The organism is Flavobacterium sp. FlaQc-47 (genome assembly GCF_044006475.1).
Taxonomy (GTDB): Bacteria; Bacteroidota; Bacteroidia; order Flavobacteriales; family Flavobacteriaceae; genus Flavobacterium.
This window is the reverse complement of the sequence record NZ_JBIPCQ010000010.1, coordinates 17,865-40,073: the sequence shown is the minus strand read 5'-3', so window position 1 is coordinate 40,073 and position 22,209 is coordinate 17,865. Positions and strand designations below refer to the sequence as shown.

At 32.6% G+C, this 22,209-nt stretch carries 19 protein-coding genes; 12 read left to right on the top strand and 7 right to left on the bottom strand.

Translation table 11 applies throughout. The features are described from left to right. Positions 1 to 27: 27 nt before the first annotated feature. Entirely contained in the window at positions 28 to 1,206 is a 1,179-nt protein-coding gene (locus tag ACHRVX_RS22835) for a thioredoxin family protein (RefSeq protein WP_395336657.1), read from the bottom strand. Between the two features lie 177 nt (positions 1,207 to 1,383). Between ACHRVX_RS22835 and menD the strand changes: the two genes are divergently transcribed. Beyond that, positions 1,384 to 3,045 (top strand): 2-succinyl-5-enolpyruvyl-6-hydroxy-3-cyclohexene-1-carboxylic-acid synthase, encoded by a 1,662-nt coding sequence (gene menD / locus ACHRVX_RS22830; protein WP_395336654.1) that lies wholly within the window; start codon positions 1,384 to 1,386, stop codon positions 3,043 to 3,045. Positions 3,046 to 3,137: 92 nt separating this feature from the next. Continuing rightward, on the top strand, positions 3,138 to 3,479 hold the full coding sequence (locus ACHRVX_RS22825; RefSeq protein WP_395336652.1) for a DUF2853 family protein: 342 nt from the start codon (positions 3,138 to 3,140) through the stop codon (positions 3,477 to 3,479). A 56-nt stretch (positions 3,480 to 3,535) separates the two neighbouring features. Here the strand turns inward: ACHRVX_RS22825 and ACHRVX_RS22820 are convergent, their stop codons facing one another. Then, positions 3,536 to 4,885: a M28 family metallopeptidase gene (locus ACHRVX_RS22820; RefSeq protein ID WP_395336650.1), complete on the bottom strand. Its 1,350-nt coding sequence runs from the start codon at positions 4,883 to 4,885 to the stop codon at positions 3,536 to 3,538. Between the two features lie 167 nt (positions 4,886 to 5,052). On the opposite strand from ACHRVX_RS22820, the gene ACHRVX_RS22815 reads away from it, so the two are divergent. The 7 genes from ACHRVX_RS22815 to ACHRVX_RS22785 all read left to right on the top strand — a co-directional run bounded on the left by ACHRVX_RS22815 (position 5,053) and on the right by ACHRVX_RS22785 (position 12,910). Then, on the top strand, positions 5,053 to 5,907 hold the full coding sequence (locus ACHRVX_RS22815; RefSeq protein WP_395336647.1) for a S1 RNA-binding domain-containing protein: 855 nt from the start codon (positions 5,053 to 5,055) through the stop codon (positions 5,905 to 5,907). A 161-nt stretch (positions 5,908 to 6,068) separates the two neighbouring features. Continuing rightward, positions 6,069 to 6,839: a hypothetical protein gene (locus ACHRVX_RS22810; protein ID WP_395336645.1), complete on the top strand. Its 771-nt coding sequence runs from the start codon at positions 6,069 to 6,071 to the stop codon at positions 6,837 to 6,839. Between the two features lie 750 nt (positions 6,840 to 7,589). Then, complete coding sequence (locus tag ACHRVX_RS22805) at positions 7,590 to 8,423, top strand: 1,4-dihydroxy-2-naphthoyl-CoA synthase (protein WP_395336643.1); 834 nt, start codon at positions 7,590 to 7,592, stop codon at positions 8,421 to 8,423. A 114-nt stretch (positions 8,424 to 8,537) separates the two neighbouring features. Then, entirely contained in the window at positions 8,538 to 9,500 is a 963-nt protein-coding gene (gene menA / locus ACHRVX_RS22800) for a 1,4-dihydroxy-2-naphthoate octaprenyltransferase (RefSeq protein WP_395336641.1), read from the top strand. A gap of 29 nt (positions 9,501 to 9,529) precedes the next feature. Then, positions 9,530 to 10,207 (top strand): metal-dependent hydrolase, encoded by a 678-nt coding sequence (locus ACHRVX_RS22795; RefSeq protein WP_395336639.1) that lies wholly within the window; start codon positions 9,530 to 9,532, stop codon positions 10,205 to 10,207. A 370-nt stretch (positions 10,208 to 10,577) separates the two neighbouring features. Beyond that, positions 10,578 to 11,780 (top strand): tetratricopeptide repeat protein, encoded by a 1,203-nt coding sequence (locus tag ACHRVX_RS22790; protein WP_395336817.1) that lies wholly within the window; start codon positions 10,578 to 10,580, stop codon positions 11,778 to 11,780. Between the two features lie 95 nt (positions 11,781 to 11,875). Then, complete coding sequence (locus ACHRVX_RS22785) at positions 11,876 to 12,910, top strand: o-succinylbenzoate synthase (RefSeq protein WP_395336637.1); 1,035 nt, start codon at positions 11,876 to 11,878, stop codon at positions 12,908 to 12,910. Between the two features lie 128 nt (positions 12,911 to 13,038). On the opposite strand, the gene ACHRVX_RS22780 is transcribed toward ACHRVX_RS22785, so the two are convergent. Both ACHRVX_RS22780 and ACHRVX_RS22775 read right to left on the bottom strand, forming a co-directional pair. Continuing rightward, complete coding sequence (locus tag ACHRVX_RS22780) at positions 13,039 to 13,581, bottom strand: hypothetical protein (protein ID WP_395336635.1); 543 nt, start codon at positions 13,579 to 13,581, stop codon at positions 13,039 to 13,041. Positions 13,582 to 13,599: 18 nt separating this feature from the next. Beyond that, the gene (locus ACHRVX_RS22775; RefSeq protein WP_395336633.1) at positions 13,600 to 14,508 is read right to left on the bottom strand and encodes an OmpA family protein; all 909 of its coding nucleotides are present in this window, start codon (positions 14,506 to 14,508) and stop codon (positions 13,600 to 13,602) included. Positions 14,509 to 14,713: 205 nt separating this feature from the next. Here ACHRVX_RS22775 and ACHRVX_RS22770 point away from each other — a divergent pair, with 205 nt between their 5' ends. After that, a complete protein-coding gene (locus tag ACHRVX_RS22770; protein WP_395336631.1) occupies positions 14,714 to 15,190 on the top strand; it encodes a CYTH domain-containing protein in 477 nt (158 codons plus the stop codon). Between the two features lie 4 nt (positions 15,191 to 15,194). Further along, positions 15,195 to 16,163 (top strand): YpdA family putative bacillithiol disulfide reductase, encoded by a 969-nt coding sequence (locus ACHRVX_RS22765; protein WP_395336629.1) that lies wholly within the window; start codon positions 15,195 to 15,197, stop codon positions 16,161 to 16,163. An 86-nt stretch (positions 16,164 to 16,249) separates the two neighbouring features. On the opposite strand, the gene ACHRVX_RS22760 is transcribed toward ACHRVX_RS22765, so the two are convergent. Both ACHRVX_RS22760 and msrA read right to left on the bottom strand, forming a co-directional pair. Continuing rightward, positions 16,250 to 17,818 carry a YdiU family protein gene (locus ACHRVX_RS22760; RefSeq protein ID WP_395336627.1) on the bottom strand — a complete coding sequence of 523 codons (1,569 nt, stop codon included), beginning with the start codon at positions 17,816 to 17,818 and terminating at the stop codon, positions 16,250 to 16,252. Positions 17,819 to 17,831: 13 nt separating this feature from the next. Further along, positions 17,832 to 18,365, bottom strand: a complete 534-nt coding sequence (msrA, locus tag ACHRVX_RS22755) for a peptide-methionine (S)-S-oxide reductase MsrA (protein WP_395336624.1) — start codon at positions 18,363 to 18,365, stop codon at positions 17,832 to 17,834. Between the two features lie 179 nt (positions 18,366 to 18,544). Between msrA and ACHRVX_RS22750 the strand changes: the two genes are divergently transcribed. Continuing rightward, complete coding sequence (locus tag ACHRVX_RS22750; RefSeq protein ID WP_395336622.1) at positions 18,545 to 20,032, top strand: aminotransferase class V-fold PLP-dependent enzyme; 1,488 nt, start codon at positions 18,545 to 18,547, stop codon at positions 20,030 to 20,032. A 317-nt stretch (positions 20,033 to 20,349) separates the two neighbouring features. Here the strand turns inward: ACHRVX_RS22750 and ACHRVX_RS22745 are convergent, their stop codons facing one another. Continuing rightward, positions 20,350 to 22,092 carry an APC family permease gene (locus ACHRVX_RS22745; protein ID WP_395336619.1) on the bottom strand — a complete coding sequence of 581 codons (1,743 nt, stop codon included), beginning with the start codon at positions 22,090 to 22,092 and terminating at the stop codon, positions 20,350 to 20,352. Positions 22,093 to 22,209: the final 117 nt, after the last annotated feature.

The window sequence follows — 22,209 nt, the reverse complement described above, 5'->3', positions numbered from 1 at the left end:
GGAATTTTATTTTTGGAATTTAAATATTTATTTAGCGTTTAATTCTTTTAATAAAGCATCAACATCTTTTGTACTCCAGGTCATTTCGGTACAAATAACCTTCGCATCTTTGGCATATTTTATGGCAGATTTTTTATCCTTTATTTTATTATAAAGTCTTGCCAAGAGAAGGTTTCCATCATAAGAATCATTTAATTCTAAAGAATGTTTTACCCATAAAATCGATTTTTTCAGGCTTTCTTCATCGGTAATATGTTTTAAATACGTCTGTCCAATATCTTTTAAAAAACTGGCATCATTCCAAACGAATTTCTGAGTATCTTCAAGTGTAACTTTTTTATAATATTGCCATTTTTCAGTTCTTTCCGCCAAAGTTAAATCAAATTTAAAAACAAGAGAATCCGTTTTCTGCAATTTTATCGATTTCGCAATTTCCCTGTGTTTATAATAATTAATAGTATCTAAATTATCGACATCAGGTCGGAGTAATTCTGTTACAATACTTTCTACTTTACGATCAACCCGATTTTGAGAAGCCACAGCCGCAAAATCTTTCTGATGGTGTAATACATATTGAAATTCTCTTGACTTAATATCAGTTACACCATTTGCAATAATGCGCCAATTTGTTTCGTTTACTAATTGTGTATCAGATTGTGTATTAAGGTAAATATGAGTAGGAATCGATAAATCAGTTCTGTCTTTTCCTTTCTTTAAAGTATTCAAATAGTTAAAAAAAGTATTTGAGTTGCCGGGATCAGCCATAAATTCTTTCTCTAAATAAGGCAATTGCAATTTTGGATTCAATGCATAATTTGCTTCATTTAAAAATTCGGCTTTTTTTGACTCTCCTTTTAAAGCATATAAAAGCGTTTCGGTATTAGGATCTAAAAATAAAAAAGTCGGCAGTGATTTTGTATTATATTTATTCTTTAATGCCGTTCCTTCTTCTTTTTCTATATTTTTCCAGATGCAAACATAGTTTTTATTCAAAAATTCCATTACAGCGGGATCGCTAAAAACTTCTTTTTTCATTTGATTACAATGCGGACACCAATCGGCGTAAAGCATTATAAAAAGCGGTTTTCCCTTTGTTTTTGCATTTTCTAAAGCCGTTTTATAGGGAACATCATCAGGAACAAACTGATTTTGAGAATGTAAGATTTGTAACGAAACAAAAAGGAAAAATATAGAAAAGAAACGCATAAAGAGTAATTTTTATTAAAGAATCTATTTTACAAATATATCCCCTTTTTCTAAATTCAACCCTTAATATCTTCCTATTTATAAGTTAAATCCAGTGCGAAGTTTGTAACTTTGTGATATCAAAAAAGAAATCTTGTACTTTTTAGATTTTCTTTAAAAAAGTAATACGCCATCATAATGATTTACCCCAAAATAGCGCTTGCACAAAGCATTATCGAAATTTGTTTAGCAAAAGGAATCACCAATATTATCATTTCTCCCGGATCCAGAAACGCACCTTTAACAATTGGGTTTGCACAAAATCCTAATTTTAAATGTTACAGCATTGCAGATGAACGCTGCGCTGCTTTTTTTGCATTAGGAATTGCGCAACAAACTAAATTACCAACTGCGATTGTTTGTACTTCAGGATCAGCATTATTAAACTATTATCCGGCTGTAGCTGAAGCATTTTACAGTCAGATTCCTTTGATTGTAATTTCGGCAGATCGTCCGCAAAGCAAAATTGATATTGGCGACGGACAAACCATTCGTCAGGAAAATGTTTTTCAGAATCATTCTGTATTTAATGCCAATTTAAACGAAGATGCTTCTGTAGAAAATGATTTAAAAATCAATAAAGCGATCGAAACCGCCATTCTTCAAAAAGGACCGGTTCACATCAACGCGCCATTCGAAGAACCATTATATGAAACAGTCGATACACTTTCGGTAAAGTCAAAAATTACACATTCTGAAGAAATTATCGGAACAAAAATAATTGAAAATATCGAAGATGTACTTTCTATTTGGAATTCGGCTAAACGTAAATTAGTTCTAGTAGGAGTAAACGAAGCCAATTCAATAGATCAGGAAATCGTTGATAATTTTGCCAATGATCCGTCAATTGTGGTTTTAACAGAAACAACATCAAATTTACACCACCCAAGCTTTATCAACAGTATAGACACGCTAATAACGCCATTTGACGATACTGATTTTAAAGCTTTTCAGCCCGAAATTCTGATCACTTTTGGAGGAATGATTGTTTCTAAACGAATCAAGGCATTTTTACGAAAATACAAACCAAAACACCATTGGCACATTGATACATTACGCGCCTATGATACATTTGGGGCTTTGACACAACATTTTGTGATGACGCCAAATGATTTTTTCAAAGCGTTACTGCCTCAATCTGTACAAGTAGAAAGTGATTATTTTTCTAAAATTGATACGATTTATTCTTTAAGAAAAATAAGAAGACAGGAATATTTAGATAAAATTTCATTTTCAGACTTTAAAGTATTCGAAAAAGTACTGGAAACGTTACCAGTTGACAGTCAGTTGCAAATTAGCAATAGTTCGGCAATTCGATACGCACAGTTAATTCATCTTGATCCATCAATAGAAGTATTTTGTAATCGTGGAACGAGCGGAATCGACGGAAGTACATCAACCGCAATTGGCGCAGCTGTAGGAAGCGGCAAACCAACTATTTTTATTACAGGCGATATTGGTTTTTTATACGATAGTAATGCATTATGGAACGCTTATATTCCAAAAAACTTTAAAATCATTTTAATTAATAATGGAGGAGGAGGAATCTTCAGAATTTTACCCGGACATGAGGAAAAACCTGTTTTCAATACCTATTTTGAAACGTCACACCAACTAACCGCGGAACATTTAGCCAAAATGTATAAAATGACTTATTACACTGCAACTGACGTACCATCTTTAGAGAAAAATATTACATCACTTTATAATGATGATAATGCTGCGGCGATATTAGAAGTTTTCACCCCAACATTTGAAAATGATGTGATTTTGAAAAACTACTTTAAGCAACTAATTTAATTTTGTAAATAAATTAACACAAAATAATATTTTATGTAAGATATATCTTTAAATTTGGCTATTCAAAATATAGTCTAATTTAAAAATTTATTATGAGCGCAAGAGAAGAGTTAATTAAAAAGTATGCTACAGATTTAAAAGAAAAATGCGGAGTAACTCCCAATATGGATTTGCTTACAAAAGTTACTATTGGTTGTGGACCAAGTATCTATAATGCGGATGCATCGACAGTTGCAGCAACTCAACATTCAGAAATAGATACAGTTAAAAACAATTTCCTGATTAAAAAGTTAGGATTACCAAACGGTCCGGAGTTAGAAGCTGCAATTCATGCCGTTCTTGAAAAATACGGACATTCGAATAAACATAAATACAGAGCAGTTGTGTATTATTTACTGACATTGCATTTTAAAAAAGAAAGTGTTTATAAATAAAACATCCTTAAATTAAAAAAAAGAAGCGCCAATTGGCGCTTCTTTTATGTGGTAACTTAACGAATCGGAATCGGAAAAACCGGCAGACTTGCATGTCCCAAAGCATCAACAGCTTGAATAGCAAAAAAGTAATTATCTTTAGAATACGGAATTTCTGCTTTAGTATCTTTTACAAAAAAAGTTTTTTCCCAATGTGGTGATGACGTTTCTCTCATCAAAATCTGATATCCGTACTGTGCTTTTCCTTCAGGAGCAGTCCACGAAAATGAAGAAGAATTTGATAGGTTTTTAACTTCAATACCCACATTTGTTGGCGCTTTTGGCGACCATGCTAAATTTGCAAGAGTCGCTAAGTTAGAACAGGTATTTTTTCTTAAATAGTCAAAATCCATGAATTCAACAAGATCTCCGTATTTAATACCGTTTTCAGTTCTTAAATCCTGATGCTGATGATCAAAATTTTCATTCATTTCACAAAAGCGAACCGCTGTAAATCCGTTTTGACTAAAAGGAGTATGATCGCCTCCACGTAAAAAACGATCGTTTCTATACACCAGTTTCACTTTTAATTGATCTACATATTGTTCGGTAAACGTTTTTATATATCGTGCCAATAATCTCGAAGGGCTGTCATTATCACGGCTTGTCGCTTTACGCATCTTAGCTTCGTCTTCGGTCTCCATAAACGGAATCGTTTCGCTAAATATTCTGATTTGGGTGTTATCTCTTAAATATGTTCCGCTTGATAAACTATTTCCAATCATGTCATTATTCAGCATTGCAACAATATTCCAGTTCGATTCACGGGCAAATTCTGCCAGATGGCGAGCGCCATAAAGTCCTTGTTCTTCACCTGTTACAGCAACAAAAATGATTGTTACAGGAAATGATCTTTTACTCATAACCTTTGCCAGCTCTATTACCGCTGCAACACCGGATCCGTCATCATTTGCGCCCGGAGCGTCTGATTTTACATTCATAACATCAGAAACTCTCGAATCAAGATGTCCGCTTATAATAAGTACGCGGTTATCATTAGGATCAGTTCCTTTTAATGTTGCCATCACATTCCCAAGCTGACTGTCTTTTGCAATTCGTTTTCCGTCAGCTTTTACAGTAAAATAATCAATTGTAGAGGTTAATCTTCCGTTAGATTCCAACGCAAATTTATCAAACTCAGATTTTACCCATTGTTGAGCTGCGCCAATTCCTTTTGTTTTGCTTTTTGTATCGCTTAAAGTATGTCTTGTTCCAAAAGAAACTAATTTCCGAACTGTAATTTCAAGGTTTTCAGCTTTAACTTCAGCAATCATCTTTTTTATTTCAGGATCTTCTACAACTTGTGAAATAGCAATTTGTGTAAAAAACAGAAAGGTAAAAACAGAATAAAAAATGGTCTTTTTCATTGAATTGGTATTAATTTAGATCCTCAAATTTAATTAAAAAAAAGACAAACCTGAAAAAGATGTTGAGAAGCATTTTTATCTAAAACATTTTTCGTCGTACCATTTTCAAACTTCGTACATTTGCACTTTAAAAACTCAGCTGCTTTACAGCTTAGAATCTCAAGAATATGATTGAAATAGGAAAATATAATACCCTTACTATATTACGTGATACCAAAGTTGGTTTATTTTTAGGAAATCCTGAAGAAGATCCTGAAGGAATTCACGATATATTATTACCCAATAAATACGTTCCAAACGAATTTGAAATAGGCGAAGAACTAATCGTTTTTGTTTATTTAGATCACGAACAACGTCCGGTTGCTACAACGCTTGAACCTTATATATTACTGAATGAATTTGCACTTTTACGCGTGAATTACATCAATCAGGTTGGTGCTTTTATGGATTGGGGAATGGAAAAAGACATTCTTGTTCCTTTTAAAGAACAAGCCCGCCCAATGGAAAAAGGAAAACGCTACTTAGTTTACCTTTATATGGACGAAAAAACCAATCGTTTAGTTGCATCAAGTAAATTGAACCAATTTTTAAAGAACGATCAGCTTACAGTTGAAAAAGGCGAGGAAGTTGATTTAATAGTTTCACATATTACCGAATTAGGTATCAATGTAATCATTAATGAGCAACACAAAGGTTTGTTGTACAAAGATGAAGTTTATGACGATGCTATCAGAACCGGAGACAGAATGATAGGATTTATCAAAAATATTCGTCCTGATAATAAAATTGATGTGGCACTGCAAGTGCAGGGATATCAAAGTATTGAACCAAATGCAGAAAAGATATTAGATGAATTAAGAGCGAATCGTGGTTTTTTACGTTTAAACGATGCTTCACATCCTGAAGATATTAAGACAGTTTTGAAAATGAGTAAAAAAACTTTCAAAAAAGCAATTGGTGCTTTATACAAAGATAAACTCATAGAAATCAAGGAAGACGGAATTTATCTGGTTAAAGAATAGTTTTTTTAAATTCCAAATTCCTAAAAGAAGAAATTCCAATATAAAAAATCCAAATTCCAATTGTCATGTAAGTCAATTGGAATTTTTTATTTTGCCAGAATTCAAAAATTGGAATTTGGAATTTAAAAATTTTGGAATTTTCTTTACTAAAATAGCGCAGTATGAAAAAAATAATCTCTTTAAGTTTCTTTGTTACAATTCTTTTTTCATGTCAAAAAAACAAACAAGATTTAAAACTTGAACTACTAACCAATGAGATTATTTGCGTTGAAAACGTTAAGCAAAATGATTTTTATGAAGTCGTTTATCAACCAAATGCAACATATGATAGTCTTTCAAAAAACATTCTTCGTTATAAAATAACAAATATTTCAAACAAAAAGTATTTTATAATGCTGAACGAAAATATATTAGAAACTCTAGAGCCTGATCTTTATAAGGAAGCAATGGGTAAAAAAAACTATATTAATCCAAATTGTGTAGCCTTAACTCTTTATAAAAATAATTATGTTCTACACGGCAGTTCAACAAAAATGGAAAGCATGTGTGGTAATATTTTTGAATCAAATAAAATAGAAGAGTTAGACACGATAGTCTATAAATTTCTTAGAAAGAATAGAATTGAAAAGATATGCAAAGTAGAATTTATAAATATACTTAATGATTCTGTTCAGGGTTATTTTCTTCAGCCCGGAGAAACAAAATACTTTACATCTATTGTTAATTTGCCTTATAGAAAAAATGAAAAATGGTTTTCGAATATTGAGAAGAAAAAACCAAACCTAGGATCACTTTCTTTACAGAATGATTCGATTTTTACAAATAGAAAAATCAGTCAGGATGAAAAAAAGAATATTGCAGAAAATGGATATATTTTATTTGATGGAATTATTTACTCCAACAAAGTTCCGGTTAAACTAATAAAGATTTAAAACGTTGATACTGTTTTGGAATTTGGAATTTTTATTTTGGAATTTATTTTTCTAAAACAGGAAAGGCTACTCATTACAAGTAGCCTTTCCCTTTTTATTCTAGTTTTAAAAAAAATTGTAATTAAAAAAAAACAGAAATAAAATAAATTCGAATCCTTCAAAAAGTAAAACTTTAAAAATTTTAGAAATTACTTCCTGAAACGGTATGTCTTTAAACAATCTATACATTCATATTAAAAACGAAACATCAATTTCACGGCTCAGCCATTGGTTTGATAAAATAACTTATGGAAAGTATGAATTAGCATTTTTCCTCTTTTCGTAATCAATTTTATACTAATTACACAAACAATCCAGCATTTAACCTTAGGTGTTACTATCTCCTTTTCGAAGTTTCAACAAATGAATAAATCATTTGCTCATTATTTAAGGGGTTACTAATAAGAACCGTAAAAAAATGAGCGACAAATTTTTTAAATTTTCTCAAAAAAATCATTTTTTAGGTTAATAAATCAGTGAAAGAAATTCAATCTTAAATCGATGAAATAAAATGTATCTCATTGATTTCTAGGGTGTAAAATTACTTATTATTTTTTAAAACTAATGTTAAAAAATGTTATTTTTTGTAGGGTAATACTAATTGTTAACATTAGAAGTCATTTTCTCACAGACTTAAATTAAATTGAGTAGGTAAAAATATAAAAATGGTTTATTTTTACACTATAATTATTTAAAATAAAACAAATAGAAATGGATTGGATAACTGCCAGAGAATTTGAAGATATAACGTATAAAAAATGTAACGGAGTTGCAAGGATCGCATTTAACAGACCCAATGTTAGAAATGCTTTTCGTCCTAAAACAACTTCAGAATTATACCAGGCTTTTTACGACGCACAAGAAGATACTTCGATAGGAGTAGTGTTACTTTCGGCAGAAGGGCCATCAACTAAAGACGGCGTATATTCTTTTTGCAGCGGAGGAGATCAAAATGCACGCGGACATCAGGGATATGTAGGTGAAGACGGTCAGCATCGTTTGAATATTCTTGAAGTTCAGCGTTTAATTCGTTTCATGCCAAAAGTAGTCATTGCCGTAGTTCCGGGTTGGGCAGTTGGTGGCGGACATAGTTTGCATGTGGTTTGTGATTTGACTCTGGCAAGCAAAGAACACGCTATTTTTAAACAAACAGATGCTGACGTTACCAGTTTTGACGGTGGTTACGGATCTGCTTATTTAGCTAAAATGGTAGGACAGAAAAAAGCACGTGAAATTTTCTTTTTAGGAAGAAACTATTCCGCTCAGGATGCCATGGATATGGGTATGGTAAATGCCGTTATTCCACACGACGAATTAGAAGATACAGCTTATGAATGGGCACAGGAAATCCTTCAAAAATCACCAACTTCTATAAAAATGCTAAAATTCGCCATGAATTTAACAGATGACGGAATGGTAGGACAACAAGTTTTTGCCGGCGAAGCCACTCGTTTAGCCTACATGACCGAAGAAGCAAAAGAAGGAAGAAACGCTTTCTTAGAAAAAAGAAAACCAAATTTTGGCGATAATAAATGGTTACCATAAAAAGTACTTAGTTTTTAGTCTCAGTCTCAGTTTGACAGCAGAGACTGAGACTGGAAACTTTTCAAGAACCTGAAACTTGAAACCTGAAACAGAAATTTAACTAAACAAAACATAATGAAACACTGGATTGAAGCCGCGCGTTTGCGCACATTACCTTTATCAGTTTCCGGAATTATAGTTGGAAGTATTTATGCGCTTTCAAATCCAACCGAAGCCATCAATACACCAACAGAAGTATTTAGCTGGAAAATTTTTGGTTTTGCCTTATTAACAACACTTGGTCTACAGGTTTTATCCAATTTTGCAAATGATTACGGAGATGGTGTAAAAGGAACTGATAATGAAGATCGAATAGGACCAAAGCGTGCGATACAAAGCGGAGTTATTACGCCGCAAGCCATGAAAAAAGCAATAATTATAACGTCATTATTGACTTTATTGTCGGCAATAACCTTGATTTATTTTGCATTTGGCGAAACTAATTTCGGTTATTCCATCTTTTTTTTATTGCTTGGAATTGCCGCAATCGCTTCAGCAATTCGTTACACAGTTGGTAATTCGGCTTACGGATATAAAGGATTTGGAGATGTATTTGTTTTTGTATTCTTTGGTCTTGTCAGTACATTAGGCGTTAACTTTTTATATTCTAAAGAAGTTGATCCCCTTTTGATTCTTCCAGCAATTTCTGTTGGTTTATTAAGCGTAGGAGTTTTAAACCTGAACAATATGCGCGATGAAGAATCAGATAAAAAATCAGGAAAAAATACAATCGTAGTACAAATTGGCGGAGCAAAAGCTAAAATTTATCATTTTACTTTAATAATTACAGCTATGCTTCTGGTAGTTATTTTTGCCATTTTAAGCGATTATAATTTCGACCAGTATTTGTTTTTATTGGCATTTATTCCTTTAACTAAACATTTAATTACCGTTTATAAAAATCAAGATCCCAAGTTGTTAGATCCTGAATTAAAAAAACTGGCATTAAGTACATTTTTACTTTCTTTATTATTAACAATATGTATGATTTCATTGATTTCAGACATTATCGTGAATCTTTTCTTAGGCGGAAGATAAACAAAGTTCAACTTTAAAATTTTATAAAAATGAAAATTACATTTTACGGACACGCATCTTTAGGCATTGAAGTTGGAGGAAAACACATTCTTGTAGATCCATTTATTACAGGAAATCCAAAAGCTTCAACAGTAGACATAAACACCATAAAAGCAGATTATATTTTGCTTACACACGCACATGGAGATCACGTTCTTGACGTTGAAGCCATTGCAAAACGTACTAACGCAACTATTGTTTCTAATGCAGAAATCACCAGTTATTATGCTCAAAGAGAGCTAAAAGCGCACCCAATGAATCATGGTGGAAGCTGGAATTTTGATTTCGGAAAAGTAAGATATGTAAATGCAATTCACTCCAGTTCTTTCCCTGACGGAACTTACGGCGGAAATCCGGGTGGTTTTGTAATCGAAAGCGAACATAAAAATATCTATATCGCCGGTGATACAGCACTTACATTTGATATGAAATTGATTCCGTTACGCACAAAATTAGATTTGGCAATTCTCCCAATTGGAAACAACTTTACTATGGATGTTGAAGATGCTATTATTGCGTCAGATTTCGTTGAATGTGATAAAATTTTAGGATATCATTTTGATACTTTCGGTTACATCGAAATCAATCATGAAGATGCTATTCGTAAGTTTTTTGATAAAGGAAAAGATTTAATGCTTCTTGAAATCGGAGCATCAATCGAATTGTAGTAAGGAGCTATTTCCCGCTATACGCTATATCTTTTGTGCCGAACCCCGGCACAAAAGGATATCGCTTCTATCGGGGCTAGTGCTTTAGTTTTCAAAATAAAAATTATTTTTGGCACAATATATGTCATTTCTATAGAAGAGAAATTTGATATTTGTGTTAGTTCGTGCAAATAAAGTTATCAGATTGATCGAAATTAACTTGTTAGAGTGATCGCAGTCAAATTTGAGACTAAATTGAAATCAACTTGTCAGACTGAGCGGAGTCGAAGTCTCCCTCAAAGTAATTCAAAACTTAATCATTTTAATCTATAAATCTGTGGCAAACAAAAAATTAGAGAAAATTAGCGTTATGAGTGGTAAAAATATCAATATGACTTTTAAAAAGATAGCCCTATTCTTTTTAATAACAGCTTCTTATAATACGTTTGCACAAAAAGACGGTTATTGGGACAAAGAACGCGCTACAACAAAAGAAATTATCGTTTCAGCACGTGACAGAATTACCATTAAAACGGAAGATTTGCCCGTAGGAACCACTGAAATAGTCTATAGAATTACACTTCTGGATGAAAACCAACAAATGACAAGCAGTTTGGTTTCTATGTTAAAAGCCATTCCCGATCCTTATGGAATCGGACAAGGTTCTGCAGGCGCTGTTTTTTTAATGTCAAAAATTTCCGGAGATGATTCCTGTACTTACGCATTATTTACTTCAAATGATGATGCAAAAAAATACGTTGATGACGGAAAAACTGATAAAGCATGTTATGCTCAGGTTGATCCGGTTAACAAAGATGCTAAAAGATTGTCTATCGATAAATCATCGTGTATTAAACAAAACAGTACTACAATTTGGTTCGGCTTTACAAGTAAAAACTGGGTTTTAAATCAAAAAGTGGTTTTGGAAGTGGTGCCGTGGGTGGATACAAAATTAAATCGCGGTTGGAATCAAGATAATAAAAACGAAATCATAAGTCTTTGTAAAACATCAACGATGGCGCAAAAAATGGCGAATTCTGATGATTTTTGTGTTTGTATCCTCGAAAAAATAATGAAACAATATCGTTATACAGAGTTTCAGAAATTATTGGCAATCGAAAAAACAAAAGCATATAAAGATTTCGGTAATGCCTGTTATAAAGATGCCGATATTTCTAAAAACGTTTACAATGATTTGAGAACTCAGGCTTCTGCATTAATAAAATTAAAAAAATACAACGAAGCAATTCAAAAATTAAATACCATCATTAACGACGGCAAAGCAACTGCATTAGACTATAGTTCAATTGGTTATGGCTATATTTTAACGAAACAATATGCAAAAGCAATAAAATCACTTAAAGAAGGTGAAAAATTAGACGATACTGAATTAATGGTGAAACTTAATTTAGCACACGTTTATTTAGTAAGCGATGATTACAGCGAAGCCAAAGCAATCTACAAAAAATACCAAACTCAAAACGTCACCGATAGTTTGAGCTGGAAAGAAAAAACAAAACAGGATTTTGCAGTTTTTGAAAAAGCGGGATTACCATCAAAAGATTTTGAACGCGTTTTAAAACTTTATAATTAAAATTCTTTTCACCATATAAGTGATATAAGTTATTATAAGTCAGCGTGAGCATAATTTAAATAAACTTATCACATATGTGATTTGATAAAAAAAACATGAAAGCGACTTACCATAAATACATGCTCGATTTTAAACGTCCTTCCGGAACTTCCAGAGGTGTTATGACCGAAAAAGAAACCTGGTTTATTATTCTTGAAGAAAACGGTAAAAAAGGAATAGGCGAGTGCGGAATCCTGCGCGGCTTAAGTGCTGATGATCGCAATGATTATGAAGAAAAACTAAAATGGACCTGCGAAAATATTCATCTTGGGGAAGCCGAATTATGGGAAGCATTATTAGAATTTCCGTCAATACAATTTGGGATTGAAATAGCCTTTTTATCTCTTAAAAGCGATAATCCCTATTTGTTATTTCCTTCGGATTTTACTAATAATTCAAAATCAATTATTATCAACGGTTTGGTTTGGATGGGCGAAGCTTCGTACATGAAACAACAAATCGAGGAGAAATTAGCCGATGGTTTTAATTGCATTAAACTCAAAATTGGCGCTATCGATTTTGAAAAAGAATTAGAGTTGTTGCACTTTATCAGAAACCATTTTTCAGCAGATCAAATCGAAATCAGAGTTGATGCCAATGGAGCTTTTACTTTAAATGAAGCTTTAAATAAACTGAATCAATTAAATCAATTCCAACTTCATAGTATAGAACAGCCCATCAAAAAAGGCAATATAGCAGCAATGTCTGATTTATGTAAAACAACACCATTTCCTATTGCATTAGATGAAGAACTAATTGGAATTTTTACATTAAATGAAAAAGAAAAATTACTACAAGAGATCAAACCCCAATACATTATTCTCAAACCAAGTTTTATAGGTGGTTTTAGAGGAACAAAAGAATGGATTGATCTTGCGGATAAATATAATATTGGCTGGTGGATTACATCAGCATTAGAAAGCAATATTGGACTGAATGCTATTGCACAATGGACATTTATTCAAAAATCAAAAATGCCACAAGGATTAGGAACCGGAGCTCTTTATACCAATAATTTTGATTGTCCCCTTGAAGTATCAGAAGGTCAATTGTGGTATAATACGGCTAAGAAGTGGGATTCTTTTTTTTAGAAGGTTCAAAGTAACAAAGGTACAAAGGTGCAAAGGTGCAAAGTAACAAAGCTCTTTAACTGAGTAAGTTTATTTCTTTGAACCTTTGTCCCTAGGCACCTATTTTTTAAAACCTTAGTACCTGTTTTTTACTCTTTTCCTCCAATTAAATTATCTTGCCAGTCTTTCAATTCCTTCCAATTTCCTTCATAGGCAAGTAATGCTTGTTTGGCCCAGGTACCCGGATTATGTATTGTGTAATTTTCTCCGCCTGTATCTAATACGTCCTGTAATTTTTCGATTGATAATTGAGACATATGTTTCCATGTAGTAATTCCGGCAGCATGAAACAAACCTTCTATTTTTGGACCTATTCCTTCAATTATTTTCAAATCATTTTCTTTTATTTTTTTTCCATAAACAGTGGTGAAATAAAGGCTGTCAAATAGCATTGACGGAGCAGCATCTGTAAAAGATCGCTTTTTGAAATTTACAGAAGTTTTTTCTTTTAAATCTGCTTCTAATACCGCAATTTTAGCGTCTAATTTCTTTGTGTTTTTATTACATTCATCTAAACTGTTTTGCAATGATATAGATGAATCTCCATTAGAATTCATTTTGCCCAATAAGTAACCCAAAATTCCACAAATTAATCCTACTACTATAGGTATTAATATACAAGGTAAATTCATAATACTATTTTTTAATTGTTATTTTATTGTAATTACAGTTCTTCTGTTTTTTGCTTTTCCTTCTTGTGTTGTGTTTTCCTGAACTGGTTCATCAGGACCTTTAGATTCGGTTACAATCCGGACGGATTCTATACCGTGTTTAGTTAAATATTTTTTAGAAAATTCGGCACGTTTTTGCGCAAGAGCGACATTTAAATTGCGCGCTCCAACATTATCTGAATGCCCAACTACTAGCATAACCGCATTTTTAACATTTTTCATGTAGGTATTAAGTTCATCAATTTTTTGTTTTTCGATGTTGCTTAATTGATTGCTGCTTTTGTTAGTATTGAAATGAAAAATTAATGGATCTGAATTTATTTTTTCTTTCAAAACATTCCATTTGTCATTTGTATTTGCACTTTCCGTATTTTCAAATTTATATGTTACAGGTCCTAAAAGAATATCATTGTCTGTAATCCAGCTATCAATTAATTCTTGTTTAGTATCTAACTGAGACTCGTTTAATCCTTTAGAAATAAAAAATCTTTTGACTTCGTTTGCTCTTCCGTAACCAAGATCATTAAGCGCTGTATTATTTGTTTCGCTATTAAGAGCAAAACCGGTCAAAATAATTTTTTGATCTGGATTGGCAATTAAAAATTCTTTGAGTTTTTCAACTCCAATTGTCACAGAATCGCTAACAGGCAAAATTAAGCCGGAACTATTTTTTAGAAATTTGAGATTATCTGTTGTTCGATACTCAAATGAGGAGCCATTAAGAATAAAGGGGGAAAGTTCTCCTTTCGAAACCGTTACATCGGTGTTTTTATCATTACCAAATGTTGGTGTTTTTACACAGCAATTGCAACAAAATTTCACGTACAAAAAAGTACCCAAAATGATTGTTATAGCAATGCCTAGTAAATAAAGCGCTTTTTTAGACATAAAAAATAAATTTAAAGTTGTGCCAAATTTAGCTACACACCAAATGATTTTTTACTTCTATAAGCTATTTTTGTATCATTATAGGGTAATCATAAATAGCATCAGAACTATAGAGAAATAGAATACATTGCAACGATATCAAATGAAATGCCTTTCATTTTGATGAAAATAAGTAACTTGCATAAAAATTAATTTTAGAAATAAAATGGTCGAAATAGAAAGAAAATTTCTTGTAAAATCTAATGATTTTAAAGAACAGGCTTTTACTCAAAATAATATTGCACAGGGTTATTTAAGTTCAATTCCCGAAAGAACTGTCAGAGTCAGAATTAAAGGAAATAAGGGCTTTATTACAATTAAAGGAATTAGTCAGCATGGGGGAATGTCCCGCTTTGAATGGGAAAATGAAATACCGGTTGATGAAGCGCAGGAATTACTTAAATTATGTGAAAAAGGTAAAATAGAGAAAACTCGTTTTGAAATAAAATCCGGACATCATATTTATGAAGTTGATGAGTTTTATGGAGAAAATGAAGGCTTGATTATGGCCGAAATCGAATTAAAATCAGAAACTGATTCCTTTGAAAAACCGGATTGGCTGGGCGAAGAAGTAACCAACGACGAAAGATATTACAACGCTTATCTGAGCAAAAATCCTTTTAAAGACTGGGGGAAACAATAAAGTTATGACAGAACAATATGATTTAATCATTGTTGGAGGAGGTCCAATTGGTCTTGCCTGTGCAATAGAAGCTCAAAATAAAAATTTACGTTATCTGATTATCGAAAAAGGTGCAATTGTAAATAGTATTTTTAATTATCCTTTATATATGACCTTTTTTTCGACAGCCGAAAGACTTGAAATAGGTGATATTCCGTTTAGCTGTCTCGCACCAAAACCCGGTCGGCAGGAAGCTTTAGAATATTATCGAAATATTCATCGCTATTTTAAATTTTCCATTAATTTATTCGAAAAAGTAATTCAGGTTAAGAAATTAGAAAATACTTTTTTTAAAGTTATAACAGACAAATCTAATTACGAATCTAAAAATGTGGTGATTGCAACGGGTTTTTATGATATTCCTATCGAAATGAACGTAAAAGGAGAAGAATTATGTAAAGTACGTCATTATTATAAAGAAGCGCACGAATATGCTTTTAGAAATGTTTTAGTTGTAGGAGCCAATAATTCATCTGTTGATGCTGCTTTGGAATGCTGGAGAAAAGGAGCAAATGTAACGATGGTCATTCGTAAAAATGAAATCAACAGCAGGGTAAAATATTGGGCAAAACCAGATATTGAAAACCGAATTGAAGAGGGAAGTATAAAAGCTTATTTTCAATCTAATATTACTGAAATTAGAGAAAATGAAGTTGAAATTGATACTCCAAATGGAAAAGTTACTATCGAAAATGACTTTGTTTTAGCGCTAACCGGATACAAACCAGATTTGATTTTTCTTGAAGATATGGGAATTCAATTATCTGACGATGAATTAAAAACGCCAACTTATAATCCTGAAACGATGGAAACAAATGTTGATGGTTTATTTTTGGCAGGAGTTATTTGCGGCGGAATGCACACGCATAAATGGTTTATTGAAAATTCGCGCGTTCACGCCAATATGATTGTGGATTACATTACCTCTAAGTAAAATTGTTGTCAGTTTGAGCGAAGTCGAGAACACTTTATGAGTATTTCTACTTCGCTCAATGTGACATCTTTTTAGTTAGTTAATTTTTATGAACTGCAGGAAAGCATTGAACAACCTACTTTTGATCTTGCCCAATCAGGTCGTTTTGCAAACCATTTTTTATATTCCGGCTGTTCTTCATAAGGGTTTTGCAATAATAAGTATAACTCATCAATTAAAGAGTAATCTCCTTTATCTGCTGCGTCAATTGCCAGTTGTGACATATAATTTCTCAATACATATTTAGGATTTATAGTGTTCATTTTTTCTGAACGAACATCATCTGATACTTCTTCAGTCTGTAATCTTTCGATATAAACAGTAAACCATTTTTCCCAGGATTCAAGAATATCACCTTTAATTTCTTCAGGAATATAGAAAGAATCTTTTATCTTTTTAATGACAATATCAACTGAATCTTTTTTCTGAATCTGGCTCAGATTTCTAAAAAATATTGTCATATCAGTTTCAGATAATTGTAAAACTGTTTCTAAAGCAGTAATTAATTTATCATCAGTTTCAGTTGAAGTAAAGATTCCTAATTTACTTAAAAACATTGTTTTATAATCTGATTCAAAATCAATAATAAAAGATTCTAATATTTTTTCGAGAGGTTCAGCTTCATTGATTAAAGGATACAAAGCATTTGCTAACTGGTACAAATTCCATTGTGCAATTTCAGGCTGATTTCCAAAACGATATCTTCTGTTCTGACTATCGGTTGTGTTTGGCGTCCAATTTGGATCGTAATTTTCCAGCCATCCGTAAGGACCATAATCAATCGTGATGCCGTGAATCGACATATTATCAGTATTCATAACTCCGTGTACAAAACCGACACGTTGCCAATGCAAGATCATTTCGCGTGTTTTATCGGCAACGGATTTGAAGAATTGTATATATTGTTCTTTTGGTTCGCCAGTAATTTCAGGGAAATAATGTTTGATATTGTATTCTGTAAACTCTTTTAAATTTTTAAGTTCGTTTCGCGCTGTCAGCATTTCAAAACTTCCAAAACGAATGAAAGATGGAGCAACACGACAAACAATAGCGCCTTTTTCATAAGCCGGATTTCCGTTGTATAAAATATCTCGTAATACTTCATCACCGGATAACATCAGCGACAGTGATCGGGTAGTGGGAACGCCTAAATGATACATTGCTTCGGCACATAAATATTCTCTAACTGAAGAACGTAATACTGCCAAACCATCTGCGGTTCTGGAATAGGGTGTTTTTCCTGTACCTTTTAACTGAAGTGTGAAAAAGTTATTATTGTGTTCTACTTCAGTTAAATTAATGGCACGTCCATCTCCTAATTGTCCCGCCCAATTCCCAAATTGATGTCCTGCATAACACATTGCATACGGTCGGGTTTCGGGAAGAATTTCATTGCCGGAAAAAACATTCAAAAAAGATTCTGACTGGATTTCATCAGCTAAAATCCCTATCAATTCAGCTACTTCTTTTGAAGCATGAATTAAAGTTGGATTTGATGGTTTTACAGGATCTACATAAGAGAAAACGGTATTTTTTACCTGACGGATTTCATTAGTTTCATCCGGATCAGCCGGTAATTCAGTAGTAAATCTGTTATTTATTTTTAAATTTTTCATTTTGTTTTTTTATTTAATCAACCAGTTTATCAGAATACATTTTCTTTAATTTCTGCACTTTTGGATCGATTACGATTTGGCAATAATGCGCATCCTGATTGTTATTGTAATAATTTTGATGGTCGTCTTCGGCGTTATAAAAGACTTCAAAAGGTTTTAATTCGGTTACAATTGAATCTTCATATAATGATTTTATTTCTTCGAAAACCTGTTGTACAATCTCTTTTTGTTCCACATCATGATATAAAATAATCGACCGATATTGTGTTCCTTTATCTGCGCCCTGACGATTTAAAGTTGTTGGATCATGGCTCGTCATAAAAATATAAACTAAATCATGATATGAAATAATGTCAGGATCAAAAGTAACTTGTATAACTTCCGCATGACCGGTTCTGTCTGTACGAACTTCACGATATGGCGGATTTTTAATAAAACCTCCCGAAAAACCTGATTTTACGGATTTAATCCCTTTCAAACGTTGAATTATTGCTTCAATACACCAAAAACATCCACCACCAAAAGTAGCGACCGATAAATTTTCCATAAAAGTATTGTTTAATTTTACTTGCCCTATTAATCCGATAGAATATTATGATAAATTATTAATAAAATAGCAATTTACTTAAATATACTAAACGGTTATTGAATGTTTGAAGTTTGCAATTGATAAATTCGCAATTCTCTAAAAAAGCAATATATTTGCAATCAAACTCAGGCACACTAATGAATAGCAAAAATAGTACCACCACTTTAGAAACTTATTTTCAGGAATTTAGACAGCATATTGTCGGAATCGATCAGGAATTTTCTTCGCCTTATGGCAAAAAAAAGATTATTTACACTGATTGGACTGCCAGCGGAAGATTATATAGACCAATTGAAGAAAAACTTTTAAATAATTTTGGCCCTTTTGTAGCCAATACTCATACAGAAACTACTGTGTCAGGTACTGCCATGACAAAAGCCTATCATCATGCCAGAAATATTATCAAACGTCATACAAATGCAAATAATGATGATGTTTTAATTACTGATGGAACCGGAATGACTGGTGTTGTCAATAAATTTCAACGTATTTTAGGATTAAAAATCCCTGAGAATCTGAAAGATTTTGTTACTGTTCCTGCAGAAAAAAAACCAATTGTTTTTATTTCGCATATGGAACATCATTCTAATCAAACGTCCTGGTTAGAAACGATTGCTGAAGTTGAAATTATTCCCTCTTGCGAAAAAGGACTTTTTTGTTTGGATAATTTAGCTTTGCTGCTTGAAAAATATGCTGACAGAACGATAAAAATTGCTTCTATTACTTCATGCTCAAATGTTACGGGTTTAAAAACGCCTTTTCATGAAGCGGCAAAATTAATGCACCAAAATAATGGAGTCTGTTTTGTAGATTTCGCCTGTTCAGGACCTTATGTAGAAATTGATATGCATCCTGAAGATCCTGAGTCGTACCTTGATGCTATTTTCTTTTCACCACATAAATTTTTAGGCGGTCCCGGAACTTCGGGAGTTTTAATTTTCAATAAAAAATTATACAATAATATGATTCCTGATTGTCCCGGCGGTGGAACCGTAAGCTGGACAAATCCCTGGGGTGAACATAAATATATCGATAATATTGAGGATCGCGAAGATGGCGGAACTCCTGGCTTTCTACAGGTTATTAAAACGGCACTGGCGATTGAGCTAAAGGAAGAAATGGGTATTGAAAACATTTTGCAGCGTGAACATGAAATAGTTGATTTTGTTTTTAATGAATTAGATGCTGTTTCTAATATTAAGATTTTGGCGGGACAACATCAAAATCGTTTGGGTGTGGTTTCATTTTTTATCGAAAATCTTCATTTTAATTTAGGCGTAAAATTACTGAATGATAAATTTGGAATTCAAACCAGAGGAGGATGCAGCTGTGCGGGAACTTATGGGCATTTTTTATTGCACGTAGATCAGGAAACTTCGAATAAACTGGTTGATGAAATTACAATTGGTGATTTAATTAAAAAACCGGGATGGATCAGAATGTCGATTCACCCAACAACAACTGATCAAGAAATTGCTTTTGTTTGCGCTAGTATCAAAGATTTAGCGGAGAATCATGAAACTTGGGCTTTGGACTATTCTTATAATAAAAACACGAATGAGTTTGTTCATAAAAACGCGAATTCATTTGAAGATGAATTAGTTGCGGGATGGTTTAAATCTTAATTAGAACTTCGAAATTAACCGCAAAGGTCGCTAAGATTTTTAGTTTACGTTTATTTAGAAAACATAAAGTTCGCAAAGCTATTTAAACACAAAGCTTTGCGAATTTTATTTTTAATAGAACTCTTAATAAAAAAACTTTACGTGCTTTGCGGTAAAAAACATTTTCGTTTGCAAAGTTTAATGTTACTTAAAAAAAACACAATATTTTCTATTTAGCCCTGATAGAGCCGATATCCTTTGAGAGGAACGAGCAAAGATTAAGGCGAAAGCGGGACAAAAGGTTTTTATATTTAGATTGGTTTGCTCCTAAAAATCAGCTACATAATTAATCGAACTCCGCCTAAATCAGAAACCCTGTACGAGAATTTATTTCCGGGAGAACCTATGAACATAAAGTTTTTGGGAATTTTCCATTTTTTAGAAAGTTCATCTATAATTTCAGGACCAAAAACTCCTTGAATTTCAAGATATTCGAGATCAATTTCATCATAGGCACGATCTAAAACTTCGAGATCTTTTATAAGCGCGTCATTATTTGAGGTATCGTTTTTGACATGAACGATTTTTAATTTATTGGTAGTTTCATTTCCCTGTACATATTGTAAAACCTTGTTGAGAATGGCTATATCATCGCCTTTGGTAAAAAAGACGAATTCCTGCGAATTAATTTCGACACTCATTTTCTGCAAATAGCGATTACTCAAAATCACCATTTTCCTTAAAGGCTGATAAAAATATTCTAAAGCTTCAATTAAAAGCCGAATTAAAAAGACACGATTAAGCATGATTCCGATGAAAAGTAAGGAGGGAACCATGTATTTCAAAAAGGTATAAAATGAATTGATATTCAATTTCATGTTTCCGATAAAAGCAGCAATGATAAATGAAACTGCTAAAACTACCGCAATTCCTTTGGCACGTTCCGGTCTTGGTAATTTTCGGCGCTTGAATTTGAGTAATAAATTCCCGATTCCGAATAATGCCATTACTGCTAAAAATGAAAATGTGTAAACTCCTGCCAAAGATTCTAAATGTCCTTTTGTGGCAAATAGCACAGAAATACATAAAACCAAAAAACTAATTACAATTCTATAATGAGAACCTCTTGCATTTTGCTTTAGGAAATAATTTGGGAGAATTCTGTCTAACGTCATTCGGTTTAATAATCCGGAAACTCCTACAAATGAAGTTAATACGGCTCCGCATAATACTAAAACAGCATCAATAGAAATTAGCCACGCCAGCCAGGATCCACCTGTGGTTTGTCCTAAATAGGCAAGAAGAGCTTGTTTATTAGCTCCAACTTCCGTTAGCGGAATCACACTTATTATTAAAATGGCAATTACAGGATTGAAGAAACTGACAATTGCCCACATGTTTCTTAGCGTTTTTGGAAAAACGGCATGTTCCTGTTCTTCCACAAAATTAGCTGAACTCTCAAAACCAGAGATTCCGAGCATTGCTGCTGAAAATCCTAAAAAAAGAGCCGTTTTAATGTTTCCGTATGCGATAGGGGTTTCCCAATTGATCTGAAAAGTTTCTAAGCCATTATTTAAAACAAACCAAAGTGAGGCTAAAACCAATAAACTTAAAGTAGCTAAATGTGTGATAAAAATAATAACCGCCACAAATGCTGATTCGCCAATTCCTAAAATTGCAAGTCCTGTAAATAGCACTAAAACGACTACGGTTGCAATTGTTATATTTAAACTTTCAAATATTCCGTGTAGATAATGCATGCCTTCTGATGCCGAAATTACTGCGGTTGCCATATAAGACAAAACAGTTAATGTGGCAGCTAATGAGGCCAATCGTTTAGTGGATGTATTTAATAAAACGTTATAAGCGCCTCCGTTTAAAGGAATTGCACCAACAACTTCTCCATAAATTTTTCTGAATAAATACAAAACTACTGCAACAATCAACAATGAAATCCAGGCATATTGTCCTGCATATAATATCGTTAATGCCGAAACATATAAACAAGAGGAACTAATATCATTACCGCAAATTGCTGTTGCCTGTAATTGATTTAATTTTTTGTGTACAAGTTCTTTCATAGTTCTTCAGGATTAAAACACGATTAACTCAACAAAATGTAGCAACAAGCAAATTCTTAAAGGAAGGCAGATAAATTGAACTAAAAAGTATTTTAGCTAATGTGCATTTTTGAAGTT